The sequence below is a fragment of the Roseobacter sp. HKCC-CH-9208 genome (assembly GCF_037805125.1).
Taxonomy (GTDB): domain Bacteria; phylum Pseudomonadota; class Alphaproteobacteria; order Rhodobacterales; family Rhodobacteraceae; genus M30B80.
This window is the reverse complement of the sequence record NZ_JBBLYK010000001.1, coordinates 1,624,144-1,640,362: the sequence shown is the minus strand read 5'-3', so window position 1 is coordinate 1,640,362 and position 16,219 is coordinate 1,624,144. Positions and strand designations below refer to the sequence as shown.

Annotated in this window: 12 protein-coding genes, 1 tRNA gene and 1 pseudogene; 12 read left to right on the top strand and 2 right to left on the bottom strand. The window is 56.2% G+C overall.

The genetic code is table 11. The features are described from left to right. Positions 1–22: 22 nt before the first annotated feature. The gene (locus AAC621_RS08250; RefSeq protein WP_340254178.1) at positions 23–1,519 is read left to right on the top strand and encodes a phosphomannomutase/phosphoglucomutase; all 1,497 of its coding nucleotides are present in this window, start codon (positions 23–25) and stop codon (positions 1,517–1,519) included. 80 nt (positions 1,520–1,599) lie between these two features. Beyond that, positions 1,600–1,674 (top strand) — tRNA-Gln (locus AAC621_RS08245). Positions 1,675–1,760: 86 nt separating this feature from the next. Here AAC621_RS08245 and AAC621_RS08240 read toward each other — a convergent pair. Further along, positions 1,761–2,642, bottom strand: a complete 882-nt coding sequence (locus AAC621_RS08240) for a carbon-nitrogen hydrolase family protein (protein ID WP_340254175.1) — start codon at positions 2,640–2,642, stop codon at positions 1,761–1,763. Beyond that, on the bottom strand, positions 2,639–3,361 hold the full coding sequence (locus tag AAC621_RS08235; RefSeq protein ID WP_445322499.1) for an arylesterase: 723 nt from the start codon (positions 3,359–3,361) through the stop codon (positions 2,639–2,641). Before AAC621_RS08235 ends, AAC621_RS08240 begins: the two co-directional genes overlap by 4 nt. Between AAC621_RS08235 and AAC621_RS08230 the strand changes: the two genes are divergently transcribed. From AAC621_RS08230 to AAC621_RS08185, 10 genes and pseudogenes are all read left to right on the top strand, one after another. After that, a complete protein-coding gene (locus tag AAC621_RS08230) occupies positions 3,360–4,061 on the top strand; it encodes an ABC transporter ATP-binding protein (RefSeq protein ID WP_340254172.1) in 702 nt (233 codons plus the stop codon). The two genes, AAC621_RS08235 and AAC621_RS08230, sit on opposite strands and share 2 nt — an antisense overlap. Before the next feature lie 2 nt (positions 4,062–4,063). Beyond that, positions 4,064–6,598, top strand: a complete 2,535-nt coding sequence (locus tag AAC621_RS08225; protein WP_445322498.1) for an ABC transporter permease — start codon at positions 4,064–4,066, stop codon at positions 6,596–6,598. Further along, positions 6,547–7,431, top strand: a complete 885-nt coding sequence (locus AAC621_RS08220) for a serine/threonine protein phosphatase (protein ID WP_340254167.1) — start codon at positions 6,547–6,549, stop codon at positions 7,429–7,431. Before AAC621_RS08225 ends, AAC621_RS08220 begins: the two co-directional genes overlap by 52 nt. 312 nt (positions 7,432–7,743) lie before the next feature. Then, entirely contained in the window at positions 7,744–8,682 is a 939-nt protein-coding gene (locus AAC621_RS08215) for a hydrogen peroxide-inducible genes activator (RefSeq protein WP_340254164.1), read from the top strand. Positions 8,683–8,865: 183 nt separating this feature from the next. Continuing rightward, complete coding sequence (locus AAC621_RS08210; RefSeq protein WP_340254161.1) at positions 8,866–9,813, top strand: Ldh family oxidoreductase; 948 nt, start codon at positions 8,866–8,868, stop codon at positions 9,811–9,813. After that, the gene (locus AAC621_RS08205; protein ID WP_340254158.1) at positions 9,810–10,772 is read left to right on the top strand and encodes a LysR family transcriptional regulator; all 963 of its coding nucleotides are present in this window, start codon (positions 9,810–9,812) and stop codon (positions 10,770–10,772) included. The genes AAC621_RS08210 and AAC621_RS08205 overlap by 4 nt, the downstream gene beginning before the upstream one ends. A 650-nt stretch (positions 10,773–11,422) precedes the next feature. Beyond that, a pseudogene (gene acs / locus AAC621_RS08200) lies at positions 11,423–13,293 on the top strand (acetate--CoA ligase). A 17-nt stretch (positions 13,294–13,310) separates the two neighbouring features. Further along, positions 13,311–13,997 carry an adenylate kinase gene (locus AAC621_RS08195; protein WP_340254155.1) on the top strand — a complete coding sequence of 229 codons (687 nt, stop codon included), beginning with the start codon at positions 13,311–13,313 and terminating at the stop codon, positions 13,995–13,997. A gap of 98 nt (positions 13,998–14,095) precedes the next feature. Then, the gene (locus tag AAC621_RS08190; RefSeq protein ID WP_317655725.1) at positions 14,096–14,356 is read left to right on the top strand and encodes a DUF4212 domain-containing protein; all 261 of its coding nucleotides are present in this window, start codon (positions 14,096–14,098) and stop codon (positions 14,354–14,356) included. Between the two features lie 15 nt (positions 14,357–14,371). Beyond that, entirely contained in the window at positions 14,372–16,141 is a 1,770-nt protein-coding gene (locus AAC621_RS08185) for a sodium:solute symporter family protein (protein WP_340254151.1), read from the top strand. Positions 16,142–16,219 lie beyond the last annotated feature (78 nt).

Here is a 16,219-nt window from a genome sequence, read left to right as displayed (position 1 = left end):
CAAGCCCAATAAGGTATTCGTCATGACAAAACCCCTCACCGAGGTCACCCCGAATACATGGGCCTTCTTGCGCGATCCGATGATCAAACCGACAGGGTTTCGCGAATATGATGCACGCTGGCGTTTTCCCGAAGAGATTAACCTGCCAGGCGTTACTGCCTTGGGTCTAGGGCTTGGCACACAAATGCATGAGGCCGGCATTCGCCCTGAGATCGTGGTGGCCAATGATTACCGCGACTATTCGCTCTCGGTCAAAAACGCGCTGATCTTGGGTTTGATGCAGGCGGGGATCAAGGTGCGGGATATCGGCCCCGCCCTCAGCCCGATGGCCTATTTTGCGCAATTTCACCTTGATGCGCCAGCCGTGGCCATGGTGACAGCCAGCCATAACCCCAATGGATGGACAGGGGTGAAAATGGGATTTGAAAAGCCCCTCACCCATGGCCCAGTCGAGATGGCGCGTTTGCGCGATATCGTTTTGGACGGCGCGGGCGTGGCGCGCACGGGCGGCGCGTATGAGTTTGTCGATGGCGTCAAAGAGGCCTATTTGGATGATCTCGTTGGCGATTTCAAAATGACCCGCAAGCTGCGCGTGGTCTGCGCCACGGGCAATGGCACGGCTTCGGCCTTTGCCCCTGAGTTATTCGCGCGCATGGGGGTCGAGGTGGTCGCATCGCATAATGCGCTTGATTACACATTCCCGCATTACAACCCAAACCCCGAAGCGATGGAAATGTTGCATGACATGGCGGACACGGTGCGTGAAAGCGGCGCTGATTTCGCGCTTGGGTTTGACGGGGACGGCGATCGTTGCGGCGTGGTCGACAATGAAGGCGAAGAAATTTTCGCCGATAAGATGGGCGTGATCTTGGCCCGCGATCTGGCCAAACATCACAAGGGTGCGATTTTCGTAGCTGATGTGAAATCTACGGGGCTGTATGCCTCTGACCCTGAATTGCGGGCGCTTGGCGCGCGGGCGGATTATTGGAAAACCGGCCACAGCCATATGAAACGCCGCGTGCATGAATTGGGCGCACTCGCGGGGTTCGAAAAATCGGGCCACTACTTCTTCGCGCCGCCTCTGGGACGTGGCTATGATTGCGGCATGCGCGTTGCGGTAGAAATCTGCAAATTGATGGATCGCAACCCTTACGCCTCTGTGGCGGATCTGCGCCGCGCTTTGCCCCAAACCTACGCCACCCCGACCATGTCGCCCTATTGCGCGGACACGCAAAAATACGATGTTCTCGCTCGGTTGGTGGAAAAACTCGTGGCTTTACATGGTCAAGGCGGCTCACTGGGCGGGCAGAAAATCGTGGATGTCGTAACGGTAAATGGCGCGCGGGTGGTGTTGGAAAATGGCGGATGGGGCCTTGTGCGGGCCTCATCCAATACGCCAAATTTGGTGGTTGTCTGCGAAAGTCCCGCCAGTGAAGCAGAAATGCGCGCAATCTTCCAAGACCTAGACGCGATCATTCGAACAGAACCCGATGTCGGGGCCTATGATCAAACGATTTGAGACCACGAAAATAAACCAAAGATTTTTCACACAAGGGTCTTGATCCTACGACCCGCGCAAAGTAACTAGCGCGTCACAGTTGGGGTGTAGCCAAGTGGTAAGGCAACGGTTTTTGGTACCGCGTACCGTAGGTTCGAATCCTACCACCCCAGCCAGTTCTTCCCAAAACTGACCGCTACACCCGACAGGTAACAAAATGGCGCGCTCGCGGCTGATCATGCCATCCCAGCAGTGGATACGTCTATATTTCGTTGGGATTGCGCGCTTTGATGCGCGCATCCTTTCGCGATAGCTGATAGGGTCTCTCATTGGACAGGTTCGGAATTTGTGCCCTCGCGTGATCTGCACGACTCAAATCCAAATCGCAGATACGCAAAGCAGGCGCGGCCGTGCCTGCATCCACCAAAATCTCGCCCCATGGCGCGACAATCATCGAATGACCATAGGTGCTGCGCCCATCTTCATGGCTGCCTGATTGGGCGGCGGCTACGATAAAACTGCCCGTCTCAATGGCACGAGCACGCAGAAGAACCTCCCAATGAGCTTGGCCCGTGGTCACAGTAAAGGCCGATGGCACAAAGATCATGCGCGCGCCCGCCTTGGCATAGTCGCGAAAGAGATGGGCAAAGCGGATATCATAACACACGCTCATCCCCCACGGGCCCCAAGGGGTGTCGACCAACATCGCCTGATCCCCCGCGCTAAATCGGCTCGACTCTCCAATTGGGGCCTGCCCGTCCAATGCGATATCAAACAGATGAATTTTATCATAGACCGCGACCACATCCCCATCAGGCGCGATCAAAACAGCGTGATTGCGGAATTTTTCTGCGCCTTCAGGTCGGATCGGTGTTGTGCCTGCTTGGATCCAAAGGTTGTGCCTGCGCGCCGCATTGCGCGCGGCATCCAGAAACGGATCTTCCGAAGCGGTCTTGACCTGTGCCAAAGCTTTCTCACGATCGCGGCACATCAAACCCGCCACTTCAGGCAGACATAAAAGATCGGCGCCCGCTGCCGCCGCATCGCGTGCAAACTCTTGCATCACGGCGATATTTGGGGCGTGGGTCGTGGCAGAACACATCTGCCCAAGAGCCACACGCAGATGATCGGCGTCCTCGCTCATGACCCGCCTGCCTCGGCGCGGGCAATAAGGTTTGCAACCTCAGGGCCAAGTGCCTCGACCACCAAAGCCACGCCCTTGGCATTAGGGTGAATGCCATCGGGCTGCATCAAATCGCTCAATGCCTCTTGGCGGTTACTTTCTACGGCCGCGGCAATAGGCCCAAGAAAATCAAGCACGAGACTAGTCTCATATTGGGCCGCAAGATCGGGATAAATAGCGTCAAATTCAGCCTTAAATGCGGGGCCGTAATTGTTGGGCGCGGGCAAGCCCACCAAAAGAACAGGCAAATTGCGCGCAGATATTTTCTGCAAAATTGCCTCAAGGTTGGCGCGGCTGGTTGCAGGTGGAATGCCACGCAACAGGTCATTCCCCCCCAATGCCACGATCACGGCATCCACATCAGGGGTCAACGTCCAGTCAATCCGAGACAGCCCGCCTGCGGTCGTGTCACCCGAGACACCCGCATTGACGACTTGTGCATCAAGACCTTGCTCATTGAGCCAATTTTGCAGCTGCGGCACAAAACCTTCGCCTTGGGGCAAGCCGTATCCTTGCGTCAGACTGTCGCCCAAGGCAACAACCTGCACCTGCGCGGCGCCCGTCTGTGGTAGCAGCATCAGCAGCACGCCAAAGAGCGCCGCCCAGACAGGCCGCCCCTTGCCGCAGCGCGGCAAAACCCCATATCGAGATGCAACCAAGTATGCGGGGTTATTGAACATGGCCGAAACCATCCTTTCGCTTGAAGACGCGGGTCTGTCCTTGATAGGCAATGCGGGCCCTGTCGATATCCTACATGGGGTGTCTTTGACGATAAGCAAAGGGGAAAGCGTCAGCCTCGTTGGGCCATCGGGTTCGGGCAAGTCCTCGCTCTTAATGTTGATGGGTGGATTAGAGCGCCCCACATCGGGCACAGTGCGTGCGCTTGATCATGATTTAGGGCGTATGGATGAAGATGCCTTGGCGCGGTATCGCCGCAACCATATGGGCGTTGTTTTTCAATCTTTTCACCTGATCCCAACCATGACCGCGCTTGAGAATGTTGCAACGCCCCTTGAATTGGCAGGGGTGGCCGATGCGTTTGATCGGGCCGAGGCGGAACTGGCTTCGGTTGGCCTTGCGCATCGTGCGGGGCATTATCCTGCGCAAATGTCCGGCGGTGAACAACAGCGTGTGGCCTTGGCCCGTGCGGCAGCACCGCGCCCCTCGATCTTATTGGCGGATGAACCCACAGGGAATTTGGACGCAACCAATGGGGCGCAGATCATGGACCTTCTGATGGATCTGCAAACCCGTCACGGGGCTACGCTGATCCTCGTCACCCATGCTTCGGAACTGGCCGCAAAATGTGACCGCATGGTCACCTTGCGCGATGGTCGGGTCGTCTCAGAAACACGCCCGCAAAAAGGATCGCGCACATGATCATGGCGTGGCGAATTGCGCAGCGCGAATTGCGCGCACAATGGCGTGGGGGGTTGCGTGGTTTTCGCATTTTTCTCGCCTGTTTGATTTTGGGCGTGGCGGCTATCGGCACTGTTGGCACAGTGCGCAGCGCAATTGGCGATGGCTTGTCGCGTGAGGGGGCGGTGATCCTTGGCGGAGACGCTGAAATGGAATTCACCTATCGCGGCCCAAATGATGAAGAGCGCGCCTTTATGGCGGCAATCTCAACGGATCTCTCTGAGACCATCGAACTGCGGTCTATGGCGGGTTTCACGGGGCCCGAGGGGATGGATTACGCCCTGACCCAATTGCGGGCGGTCGATGCGGCCTATCCGCTCTATGGCGCGGCGGGTCTTATACCAGATCACCCGATCCAAGAGGCCATTTCTGCGCAAAATGGCCTGCATGGCGCTGTGATGCAGCAAGTGCTGATTGATCGTTTGGGCATGCAAATTGGTGATGTCTTCACCATTGGAACGGCAGAATTTCAGCTGCGCGCCGCCCTTGATGCAGAACCTGATGGCGCGGCAGGCGGCTTTGGCCTTGGCCCGCGCACCATCATATCGCTGGACGGATTGACCGCCTCAGGCCTGATCCAACCCGGCACACTTTATGAAACCGAAGTGCGGCTGAAACTGCCCGAAGGGGCAAATTTCGATAGCTTGCGCAGTCAGATGGAGGCAGCTTTTCCCGAAGGCGGTATCCGCTGGCAAGACAGCCGCCGCGCGGCCCCGGGGGTGCAACGCTTTGTCGATCGTATCGGCACGTTCTTGGTGTTGGTTGGCCTCGCAGGTCTGGCCGTAGGTGGGGTTGGCATTGCTGCCGCGGTGCGGGCCTATTTGGAAAATCGTCTATCCACCATTGCGATCCTGAAAACCATCGGGGCCGAGGGGCATACAATCTTTGCCGCCTATCTGATCCAAATTATTATTTTGGGTGCCGTTGGTGTTGGCATGGGCGTGGTGCTTGGGGCGGTGTTACCGCTTGTGGCGGCTCCGTTCTTGGCCCCGCATATGCCTGTGGATTTGAACATAACCATTGCCCCTGCTGCCCTTCTTGAGGCGGCAAGCTATGGCGCGCTGACGGCGTTAATCTTTACGCTGCTACCGTTGGCGCAAACCGAACGCTTGCGCGCCGCAGCGATCTTTCGAGATGCGGCAAGCCCGGCCATTGCCACCCCGCGCAAACGCTATATCGCAGCGCTGCTTGGCCTATGCGCAGCGCTCTTGGGTTTGGCGCTATGGCGGTCTGGCGTGCCGATTTTGACGCTTGGCGCAGCAGGGGGGATTGCCGCAGCACTTTTGATCCTATGGATGGCTGCATGGGTGTTGCGCCGCGTCTTACGCAATTTGGCGCGCGGGCGCGCCTTACGCGGACGGGTTATGCTGCGCGCGGCCCTCGCTGCGATTGCCGCCCCCCGTTCAGAAGCAACCGCGGTGATGATCTCGCTGGGTCTGGGCCTGTCAGTTCTGGCGGCGGTGGGGCAAATCTCATCCAATCTACAAAATGCGATTGACCGCGACCTTCCCGAGGTTGCCCCCTCCTATTTCTTTGTCGATATCCAACCAAACCAGATTGACGCCTTTCTCACCCGCACGGCAAGCGACCCGGCGGTATCACGGGTGGAAACCGCGCCTATGCTGCGCGGCATCGTGACGGGGATCAACGGGCAAGACGCGCGCGAAGTGGCAGGGGATCACTGGGTCGTGCGCGGGGATCGTGGCCTGACCTATCTGGACGAAGCCCCACCACCTGAACAAATCGTTGCAGGGCAATGGTGGAATGAAGGCTATGACGGGCCTCCTTTGATGGCCTTTTCCGCCGAAGAGGCCGCCGAATTAGGTGTCGGGCTTGGCGATCAGATCACTGTTAACGTTTTGGGGCGGGACATCACCGCGACCATTGCCGTGCTGCGTGAGGTTGATTTCTCGAATGCAGGGATTGGGTTTGTTATGACCCTCTCCTCTAACGCGCTTGCAGGCGCACCTCATACATTCATCGCAACAGTCTATGCCGAAGACTCCGCAGAAGCGCAGTTGTTGCGTGATATTGCGGGCGATGCCCCCAATATTACCGCCATTCGCATCCGTGATGCACTAGACCGCGTGGCCGAGGCGCTTGGGGCCATTGCAACGGCAACGTCCCTTGGCGCAGGCGTGACCCTGTTGACAGGATTGATCGTCTTAATCGGTGCGGCCGCATCGGGCGAACGGGCGCGCAGCTATGAGGCGGCACTTTTGAAAACCCTCGGCGCCTCGCGTGGGCAAATCCTGTCATCCTTCGCCCTTCGTTCCGCATTGTTAGGGGCGATGGCGGGCTTGGTCGCCCTTGGCGCAGGCACGCTTGGAGGCTTTGCGGTCATGGAATTTGTGATGGAGGCGCCCTTTCAGTTTGATCTCACCTCGGCCATTCTCATCATTGGGGGCGGTGCCTTGGTCAGCCTTGCTGCGGGGCTTGGTTACGCATGGCGACCTTTGGCCATGCGCCCTGCGGGACGGTTGCGCGCGCGCGATTAAGCGCGCGGCCGCACCGCAAATTTAGCCTTGCTTATGCGCCCATATCCGCGCAGATTTTAACCATGTTCAAACTGTTCAAGCGCACCCCCAAACCCACAGGACAGGCAGCCCTAGGTCAGGGCAAAGGCGGGCAACCGCGGCCTGAATTGGCAAGCTATATCGTGGGCGACCTTATGGGCTGCGCTAGTTTGCTTGAAGGCATTTTGGCGCGCATTGATGCCCATATCGGCAATAGTGGCGCAACAAATCCACAATTGGTGTTCGTTGGAAATTACCTGCACGCGGGCGGGCAAGGGCTAGCCACGCTCGATCGCCTGATGGATCTGACCCAAGAATTTCCAAATAACGTCACCTGTCTTTGCGGTGCGCAGGAGCGACTTTTGCTCGATAGTTTAGACGCGCCGGCGGTGCGACTTCAACGCTGGCTGCGTGCAGGGGCCCCGCGATTTTTACATGAACTCAAGCTTGACCCGAACCTGCCCCCCGATGACTTGGTTGCACATTTATCAGAAGTCTTGGGAGAGGCGCGCATTGCGTGGTTAGCCAACCTGCCGTTGTTTTGGAAATCAGGCAGCTTGGCTGCAACCCATGCTGGCGCTGATCCGCATCATCCGCTTGACCAACAAAGCGGGCGCAATCTGATCTGGGGCCATCCTGAATTTGCCTATCGCCTGCGTGGAGATGGCCTATGGATAGCCCACGGCCATAACGCTGTCGAAAGCGCAACCCAAGCGGAGGGGCGCATCGCGCTAAACACCCGCCCCGATGAAACAGGACGCCTAAGCGCCGTGGCAATTTTGCCCGATGGCAGCACCACCGAATTGCATACCTAAGAGAGAGGTGAGCGCGGACTAACCGGGGAGAGCTGATCAATCCGCGCTTTTAAGGAGAAATCGGGTGTCCCTCAGGGGTGACGGCAGGATCCCGTCAGGACACCCGAAACGCTTTGCCCATCTCAAACCACTGGAAGGGACTAACAACCAGAGACTTGGGCCTTGCGTGTAAATGGCCTTTGCGCGCGTGCCTTCGCATCGGCCCAATCAGATTTGCGCCTGATCATGACCAAGATTTAGGGTCACCCTTGCTGAAAGAAAATATTGCATTAAAACATATTTTGATAGGAAAAAACTAACGAGGCATCTGCCATGCCAATTCCAAAAATTCCGCTTACCTTGCGCCAACTTCGGTACTTGGTCGCGATTGAGGAAACGGGCCATTTCCGCCTAGCGGCAGAATCCTGTGGGATATCGCAACCCTCGCTCTCGGTGCAGATCAAAGCCCTGGAGGAGGCATTATCCCTGACCCTGATTGAACGGGGGCGCGGGCCTGTCAAATTGACCCTAGCGGGACGCGAAGTTGTGGCGCGCGCGCGCGATATTTTGGACGCGACCCAAGCAATTGTTGATCTATCCGCAACCTTGCAAACGGGCCTCGCGGGCACATTGCGCCTTGGCACGTCCACCACGCTGGGGCCTTATCTGATGCCACATATCGTGGGCGATTTGCATCGCTCCCACCCTGATTTGCGTCTCTATGTGCGCGAGGCGGCGCCACATGACCTTGCCCGTCAAATCAGCGAAGGGGGCCATGATCTGATCCTGACGCAGTTGCCAATCCCTGGCGCGTCTTTGGTCACGGAACGATTGTTCCGAGAGCCCTTGGTCGTGGCAATCTCAGCCGATCATCCGCTCGCGCAGCGCAGCCAAATTGAGCCGCAAGACCTCAGCGGCGAAACAATCCTGTCACTGTCACCGAATTATGCGCTGCATGATCAGATATCTGCACTTTGTGTTGAAACAGGGGCGACATTGTCGCGCGAATATGAGGGCACATCGCTTGATGCCCTGCGCCAGATGGTTGCAATGGGGATGGGGACCACGTTTTTGCCTGCGCTTTATGTGCGTTCTGAAATATTGGGGCGCGCGCAGGATGTTGCGGTAAGGCCTTTTAAGGGCAAGCGTTTTTCGCGCTCTATTGGGCTTGTATGGCGCTCAACCTCAGGGGCCAGCACTGCGCATCGGCAATTGGCCGATGTGATCCGCAGCTATGCGCGTCAATTGCCCGAACTGATCATCGAGGGCTAGGCGCGCCCCAATATCGCACCGCTTTTGCCGCGCTTGCGCCCTTCTGCCGCCGTTCTTGAGTGAAACAATCTGTGCCATAGAGGCTCAATGTTGAGCCGCAGTGTAAAAGGCGTCAGAGTATGAATGAGCAGCAAGACGAAAACAATCAACGGCTATGCCTTGCCGATTTAGAGGCGCTGAGTTTTGACAGCCTCAGCAGATTGTCGGCCCAAAACACATCAAGCCAAACCTCTTGCACGCCGCATCGCCCGCGCCGAAGCCGAAGGACGCGCCAGCGCAGGCCTTCGCTATTTATTGCATTGCCTTGAGGATCTGGCGCTTGGTCGCTGTGATGGGGGGACGATGCCGAAATTGCAGCCCAGACAAGGCATGCGGTTACATTGTGACATCGCCAACGGCTTTTTGCCCGCGGCCTTTGATCTGGCCCTGCCCGAGTTTCTGCAGATCGCCGAGGCGGAAGGGGCGGCCTGTTTGGCCTTTGCCAATGGTCATAGCCCAGGATTTCTGCCGCAGATGGCCGAAGACGTTGCGCGGCGCGGCTATGTGAGCTTGGCGCTATCGACCGATACGGCCTGCATCAGCACAAACCCGCCTTTGCCACCGACTTTGGGGGATAATCCAATGGCACTAGCAGTCCCTGACAAGCGCGGACAAGGTGTGTTGATTTTTGAACAAGGCCAAGCCGCGATATTGCGCGACACTGTATTTGATCACATCAAATCAGGAACCACCCTGCCGCCCCAGCTTGCGCTTGATGATCACGGGCGCGCCACGCAAAACCCCCGCGCAGCGATTGATGGCAGCATCTTGCCTGTTCAGGGCAGCTACGGGTTCAATATTGCGGTGATGGTCGAAATTCTCGTGCTCAGCCTTGTTGGGGCGGGGGCCTCGGCCATGATCAGTGACCCTGATGATCCAAGCAGCGGGCCGCTGCGCATGGGGCATTGTCTTTTTGCCATCAAGCCGCAATCATACGGGCAGGTATCGGCGCTTGAGCAATTCACCCAAGCGCTTCTTGCCGATGCCACCAATAGGTTGCAGGCGTTTTCGCGCAGGCAAAAATTTGAAACCGCGCTGACAGAAGGGGTCGCTGTGCCTCAGGCGCTATTGGAACGGATCATCGCCGCATGACGCGACCCGATCTTAAGGGGATCAGCCTCAAGAGCCTTGAGACCTTCGAGGTCATGGCGCGCACGGGATCGCTGTCCGATGCGGCCGAGGAGATGGGTCTATCCGTGCCCGCCGCCTCGCAACAACTGCGCAATTTATCTTTGGCGGTGGGGGTTGAATTGATTGACACCCGCAGGCGGCCTATTGGCCTGACACCTGCAGGGCGGTTGTTCTTAAAACGGGTGGAAGTGGCGCTTGGCGCGCTGCGTGCAGGGCAAAAAGATCTGAGCCGCTTGAACCTATCGGGCATATCCGCCCTGGGTCTTGGGGTTATTGATGATTTTGAGAATGATCTAACCCCACAATTGGCCGCACGTTTGGCCGAGAGGCTCAGCGATTGTAAATTCCGCCTGCAAACTGGGGCGAGTCACATCTTGCTGAATATGTTGGCCAAGCGGAACCTTGATATGATCATTTGCGCCGCACCGCAGACCGCGCCCGCCGATATCGTGGCGCACCCGATTTTGCAGGATCCCTATATTTTGGCCTTCCCAAAAGGATATGCTTTTGAGGGAAGGTTCGAAGACTTGGGCGGGCTTGCTTTTTTTGGTCGCGACCCTGCGCAGGTTATGGCGCAGCATATTGATGAGTATCTTCAGGCGCATGATATGCAGGTTAGTCGCAGATTTGAGATCGACTCGAACCAATCCATTTCGGCCCTTGTGGCGGCAGGACTTGGCTTCACCATTACAACGCCCCTGAGCCTGATGCGGAGCGAGCGATTTGCTGATGGGATTGACACCTACCCCTTGCCCGCGCCCGCGCAAACGCGCCAGATCATGCTCTATTGCACCGATGACTGGACGGGCGCCATTCCCAGTGAAATGGCGAACCTGATCCGCGATCTTTCACAAAAGCTGTTCATCGCGCCAGCCCTGCAAAGGATGCCTTGGCTGGGGGCGGATTTCCGTGTGCTTTAGCGCTCTTAATTTCAGGTGACTCGCGCGCGGTTTTGGCCCTCCATCAACCGATAATCAGGAAAAACACCACATGTTGGGGTTGCGCCGCAGCGCAGAATTTAGCGCCAACTCTCTAAAAACGCGCAAATACAACCTATGGTTAAAAATGCTCACCACCAAACTAGGTATGTTTTCCAAGGAAATTTTCGAAAATTGTTAATAAATTTACAAATTCTGCAACGCAGTGTAAATTTATTACACAGAAATCGTGGAAATCAGGATGTATTCCTTCTGAAGCCAAAAACTTGTTGTAAACTGTTTGTGATTGATAGCGGTGTGCCTGATTGGGAAATCAGGCCAAGGATGGGGCCGCTGTCGACTTTGCGAAACCGCCCAATGGAGGGGGCAAGGACGCAAAATTTGGGGATCGGGGAGGATCTGTTTTAGTCATCACATGAGCTGCGTTTGTGTCGTTTGTTTACGTTGAACAAGCACGAACCGCCATATTTCCACGAAGGGATCGGGGTGAGCGACACCCAAGCTGCGGCGCGGCACCCTTTGTCAAACGACATCCGCGCCGCCACCTTTGAGGGAGAACTACATTGCCAACGACTTCGAAATTCCCTGATCTTCTTGCTGGCGCGCACATTGACGCGGATAAATACACAGCAATGTATGAGGCCTCCATTTCCGATCCCGAGGCGTTTTGGGGTGAACAAGGTAAGCGCCTTGATTGGATCAAGCCCTACACCAAGGTGAAAAACACCTCCTTTGCCTATGACAACGTAGATATCCGTTGGTATGAAGACGGCACGCTGAACGTAGCGGCGAACTGCATTGATCGTCATCTGGCAACGCGCGGCGATCAGACTGCGATTTTGTTTGAACCAGACGATCCAAACGAAGCCGCGCAGCATATCACCTATTCACAGCTTGGCGATGAAGTGGGCCGTTTTGCCAACACCCTGAAATCATTGGGCGTTAAGCGCGGTGATCGTGTTGTTCTCTATTTGCCGATGATCCCCGAGGCCGCCTATGCCATGCTGGCCTGCGCGCGCATCGGCGCGATCCACTCCGTGGTCTTCGCGGGCTTCTCGCCTGACGCATTGGCAAATCGGATCAATGACTCGGAAGCACGGGTTGTCATCACTTCGGACGGCGCCCCCGCGGCGGTCGTGTGACCGATCTGAAATCTAACGTGGATAAGGCTCTTTTGCATTGTGATGACCATGTGAAATGCTTGGTTGTGAAGCGCACAGGCCAAGATGTAGCTTGGGCCGATGGTCGCGATATCTGGTATCATGAGGCCTCTGCGGGCCAATCCTCCGCCTGCCCTGCGGAAGAAATGAACGCTGAAGATCCGCTGTTCATTCTTTACACCTCGGGCTCAACGGGCAAGCCGAAGGGTGTTGTTCATACGTCAGGCGGCTATCTGACTTATGCTGCGATGACGCATCAATACACATTCGACTATCATGATGGCGATGTGTTCTGGTGCACCGCAGATGTAGGCTGGGTGACAGGCCACAGCTATATCATCTACGGCCCGCTTGCGAATGGCGCGACAACTTTGATGTTTGAAGGCGTGCCAACCTATCCTGACGCGGGTCGTTTCTGGGCTGTTTGTGAAAAGCACAAAGTGAACCATTTCTACACCGCCCCTACAGCCATTCGTTTGCTGATGGGTCAGGGTAATGAATTCGTGACCAAATATGATCTCTCTAGCCTCAAGCTTTTGGGGTCGGTGGGCGAGCCTATAAACCCCGAAGCATGGAATTGGTATAATGACGTTGTTGGCAAGGGGAACTGCCCCATTGTTGACACATGGTGGCAGACCGAAACGGGCGGCCATTTGATTACGCCTCTGCCAGGTGCAACCAAACTTAAGCCGGGCTCAGCAACAAATCCATTCTTCGGCGTTCAGCCCGTGCTGTTGGATGCGACCACAGGTCAAGAAATCCACGAAACCGCCGCAGAAGGCGTTTTGTGTATCAAAGACAGCTGGCCTGGTCAGATGCGCACCCTGTGGGGTGATCCTGATCGATTTGTGCAAGCTTATTTCAGTGACTATAGAGGTTATTACTTCACTGGGGACGGATGCCGCCGTGACGAAGATGGTTATTACTGGATCACGGGCCGCGTGGATGATGTGATCAACGTGTCGGGCCACCGCATGGGCACAGCCGAAGTTGAATCGGCGCTTGTGGCACATGAAAAAGTATCAGAGGCCGCAGTGGTGGGCTTCCCCCATGATCTCAAAGGTCAGGGGATCTATTGCTACGTCACGTTGATGGCGGGCGAAGAGCCCTCCGAAGAATTGCGGGCAGAATTGACCAATTGGGTGCGTAAAGAGATCGGCCCAATTGCAAAACCAGACGCACTGCAATTTGCACCTGGCCTGCCCAAAACGCGGTCGGGGAAAATCATGCGCCGCATTTTGCGTAAGATTGCCGAAAACGATTTCGGCAGCCTTGGTGACACATCAACCTTGGCAGATCCAAGCGTGGTGGATGACCTCATCGCCAATCGCATCGTCAAGTAACGCGTGGAATTCAGTAAATGACGGCAGATACGATGACACGACCAGTTAACTTAATCCTTCTCGGGCCTCCGGGCGCTGGGAAGGGCACCCAAGCCCGCATGCTAGAAGAGGCATTCGGGCTTGTGCAGCTGTCCACTGGTGACTTGCTGCGTGGCGCAGTCAATGCAGGCACACCCGCAGGCTTGGCCGCGAAATCGGTTATGGAAAAGGGCGAGTTGGTCTCGGATGAGATTGTGCTCGCCGTTCTCGAAGAACGCCTTCAGCAGCCCGATGTGGCCGCAGGCACAATTCTGGATGGTTTTCCCCGCACTGCCGCGCAAGCCGAGGCGCTTGATGGCCTTTTGGCGGCACGCAACCAGCAGATTGACGCTGTCATCAGCCTTGAGGTGGATGATGAAGCGATGGTGGCCCGCGTATCGGGTCGCTATACCTGCGCCGATTGTGGCGAGGGATATCATGACGAATTCAAGCAACCCGCAACAGCGGGTGTTTGTGACAAATGTCAGGGCAGCTCGTTTAAGCGCCGCCCTGATGATAATGCCGAAACAGTGCGCACGCGCCTGTCGGCATATCATGCCCAAACGGCCCCCCTTATCGACTATTACAATGCCCGCGGCACGCTTAGCAAAGTCGCGGCTATGGGGGCTATTGACGATATTGCCAAGGCACTTGGCAAGATCGTGTCCCACCTCACTGGGGCGTAATTGGGCAAAAGAATTCTGTCGGCGCCTTAGGAGGAGGCGGCGTCAGATGTCACCGTTGGGGCAGTGCCTCACTGGTTAGAAACCGAAGGGAGATATCAATGGCCGAAAAGGCAAATAACTCTGAATACTGGGCCGCGAACATCCGCTTGGTCACCCTATGCTTGGTGATCTGGGCGCTGTGTTCCTATGGCTTTGCTATTCTTTTCCGCCCGATGCTTAGCGGCATCGCGGTGGGTGGCACAGATCTGGGCTTCTGGTTTGCTCAGCAAGGTTCAATCCTCGTATTCCTTGTTCTGATTTTCTTCTACGCAGCGCGTATGAATAAATTAGACAAAGAATATGGCGTGGACGAAGAGTAAGGGACGGGCCAGATTATGGAACAAACAACACTCAATATTATCGTTGTGGGGCTGTCGTTTGCGCTCTACTTCGGTATCGCAATTTGGGCCCGCGCGGGCTCCACATCTGAATTCTACGCCGCGGGGCGTGGTGTTCCGCCTGTCTTAAACGGTATGGCAACTGCAGCTGACTGGATGTCGGCGGCCTCCTTCATCTCGATGGCAGGTCTTATCGCATTCGTAGGCTATAACAACTCGACCTTCCTCATGGGCTGGACGGGCGGTTACGTGCTTATGGCGATGCTTCTTGCACCCTATTTGCGCAAATTTGGCAAGTATACGGTTCCTGAGTTCGTAGGCGACCGTTTCTACAGCCAAACTGCACGCGTTGTGGCCGTAGCCTCACTGATTGTGATGTCCGTGACTTACGTTATCGGTCAGATGACTGGTGCTGGCGTGGCCTTCTCTCGCTTCCTCGAAGTTGACAAAACAACGGGTCTCTACATTGCCTCCGCAACCGTTTTCGTTTACGCGGTTTTAGGTGGCATGAAGGGCATCACCTATACGCAGGTGGCGCAGTATTGTGTTCTGATCACTGCGTATACGATCCCTGCTGTGTTCATCTCACTGCAACTGACAGGTAACCCAATCCCAAGCCTCGGCCTCTTCTCCGAGCATACCGCCTCTGGCCAGCCTCTGCTGACCACATTGGACGGCTTGCTGACGGATCTGGGCTTCAATGCTTACACCACAGGCTCTAGCCCATGGTTGATGGCTTTGTTTACCTTGTCTCTAATGATTGGTACCGCGGGTCTGCCCCACGTGATCATTCGCTTCTTCACCGTTCCCAAAGTGTCAGACGCACGTTGGTCTGCTGGCTGGGCGCTGGTGTTCATCGCGCTGCTTTACCTAACCGCTCCTGCGGTGGGTGCTATGGCTCGTTTGAACATCATGACCACCATGTGGCCAAATGGCGTTCAAGGTGAGCCTGTTGCACAAGCTGATCTGCCTGATTGGTTCAACACTTGGTCGGTGACTGGCCTTCTGGCTGTTGAAGACAAGAACGGCGATGGCCTGATCCAGTACTACAATGAAAATAACGCTGGTATGGCTGAAATGGCAGCTGAGCGTGGTTGGGCAGGAAACGAGCTTGTCACGTTCAACCGTGACATCCTCGTTTTGGCAAACCCAGAAATCGCACAGCTTCCAGGTTGGGTTGTCGCTCTGATCGCGGCAGGTGGTCTGGCAGCGGCTCTGTCCACTGCGGCGGGTCTTCTGTTGGCGATCTCCTCTTCCATCAGCCACGACTTGATCAAGTCGGTGATCAATCCTGACATCTCCGAGAGAGGCGAGCTTCTGGCCGCACGCATCTCGATGGCAGGCGCGATTGCTTTGGCAACCTATCTTGGTCTGAACCCTCCAGGCTTTGCGGCGCAAACCGTGGCTCTGGCATTCGGTCTGGCAGCAGCTTCGCTGTTCCCAACACTGATGATGGGTATCTTCTCCAAGCGCATGAACTCCGCAGGTGCAACAGCAGGTATGCTTGCAGGTCTGATTTCGACCTGTCTCTACCTGTTCACATTCTTGGGTTGGTTCTTCATCCCAGGCACCAACATGCTGGAGAACACTGCAGCGAACTACCTGTTCGGCATTCCACCAACCCATTTCGGGCCAGTGGGCGCGTTGCTGAACTTTGCAGTCGCATTCGCAGTATCCCGCGTGACAGCAGAGCCTCCGCAGGAGATCCAAGACCTCGTGGAATCCGTACGTATCCCACGTGGCTCAGGTGCAGCCCTCAACAAGTGATCCTTTGATCACTTAGGGGCTACCCCTTAAGAAAAATGGGCGCATTCCGATCAATCGGGATGCGCCTTTTTCATAAAT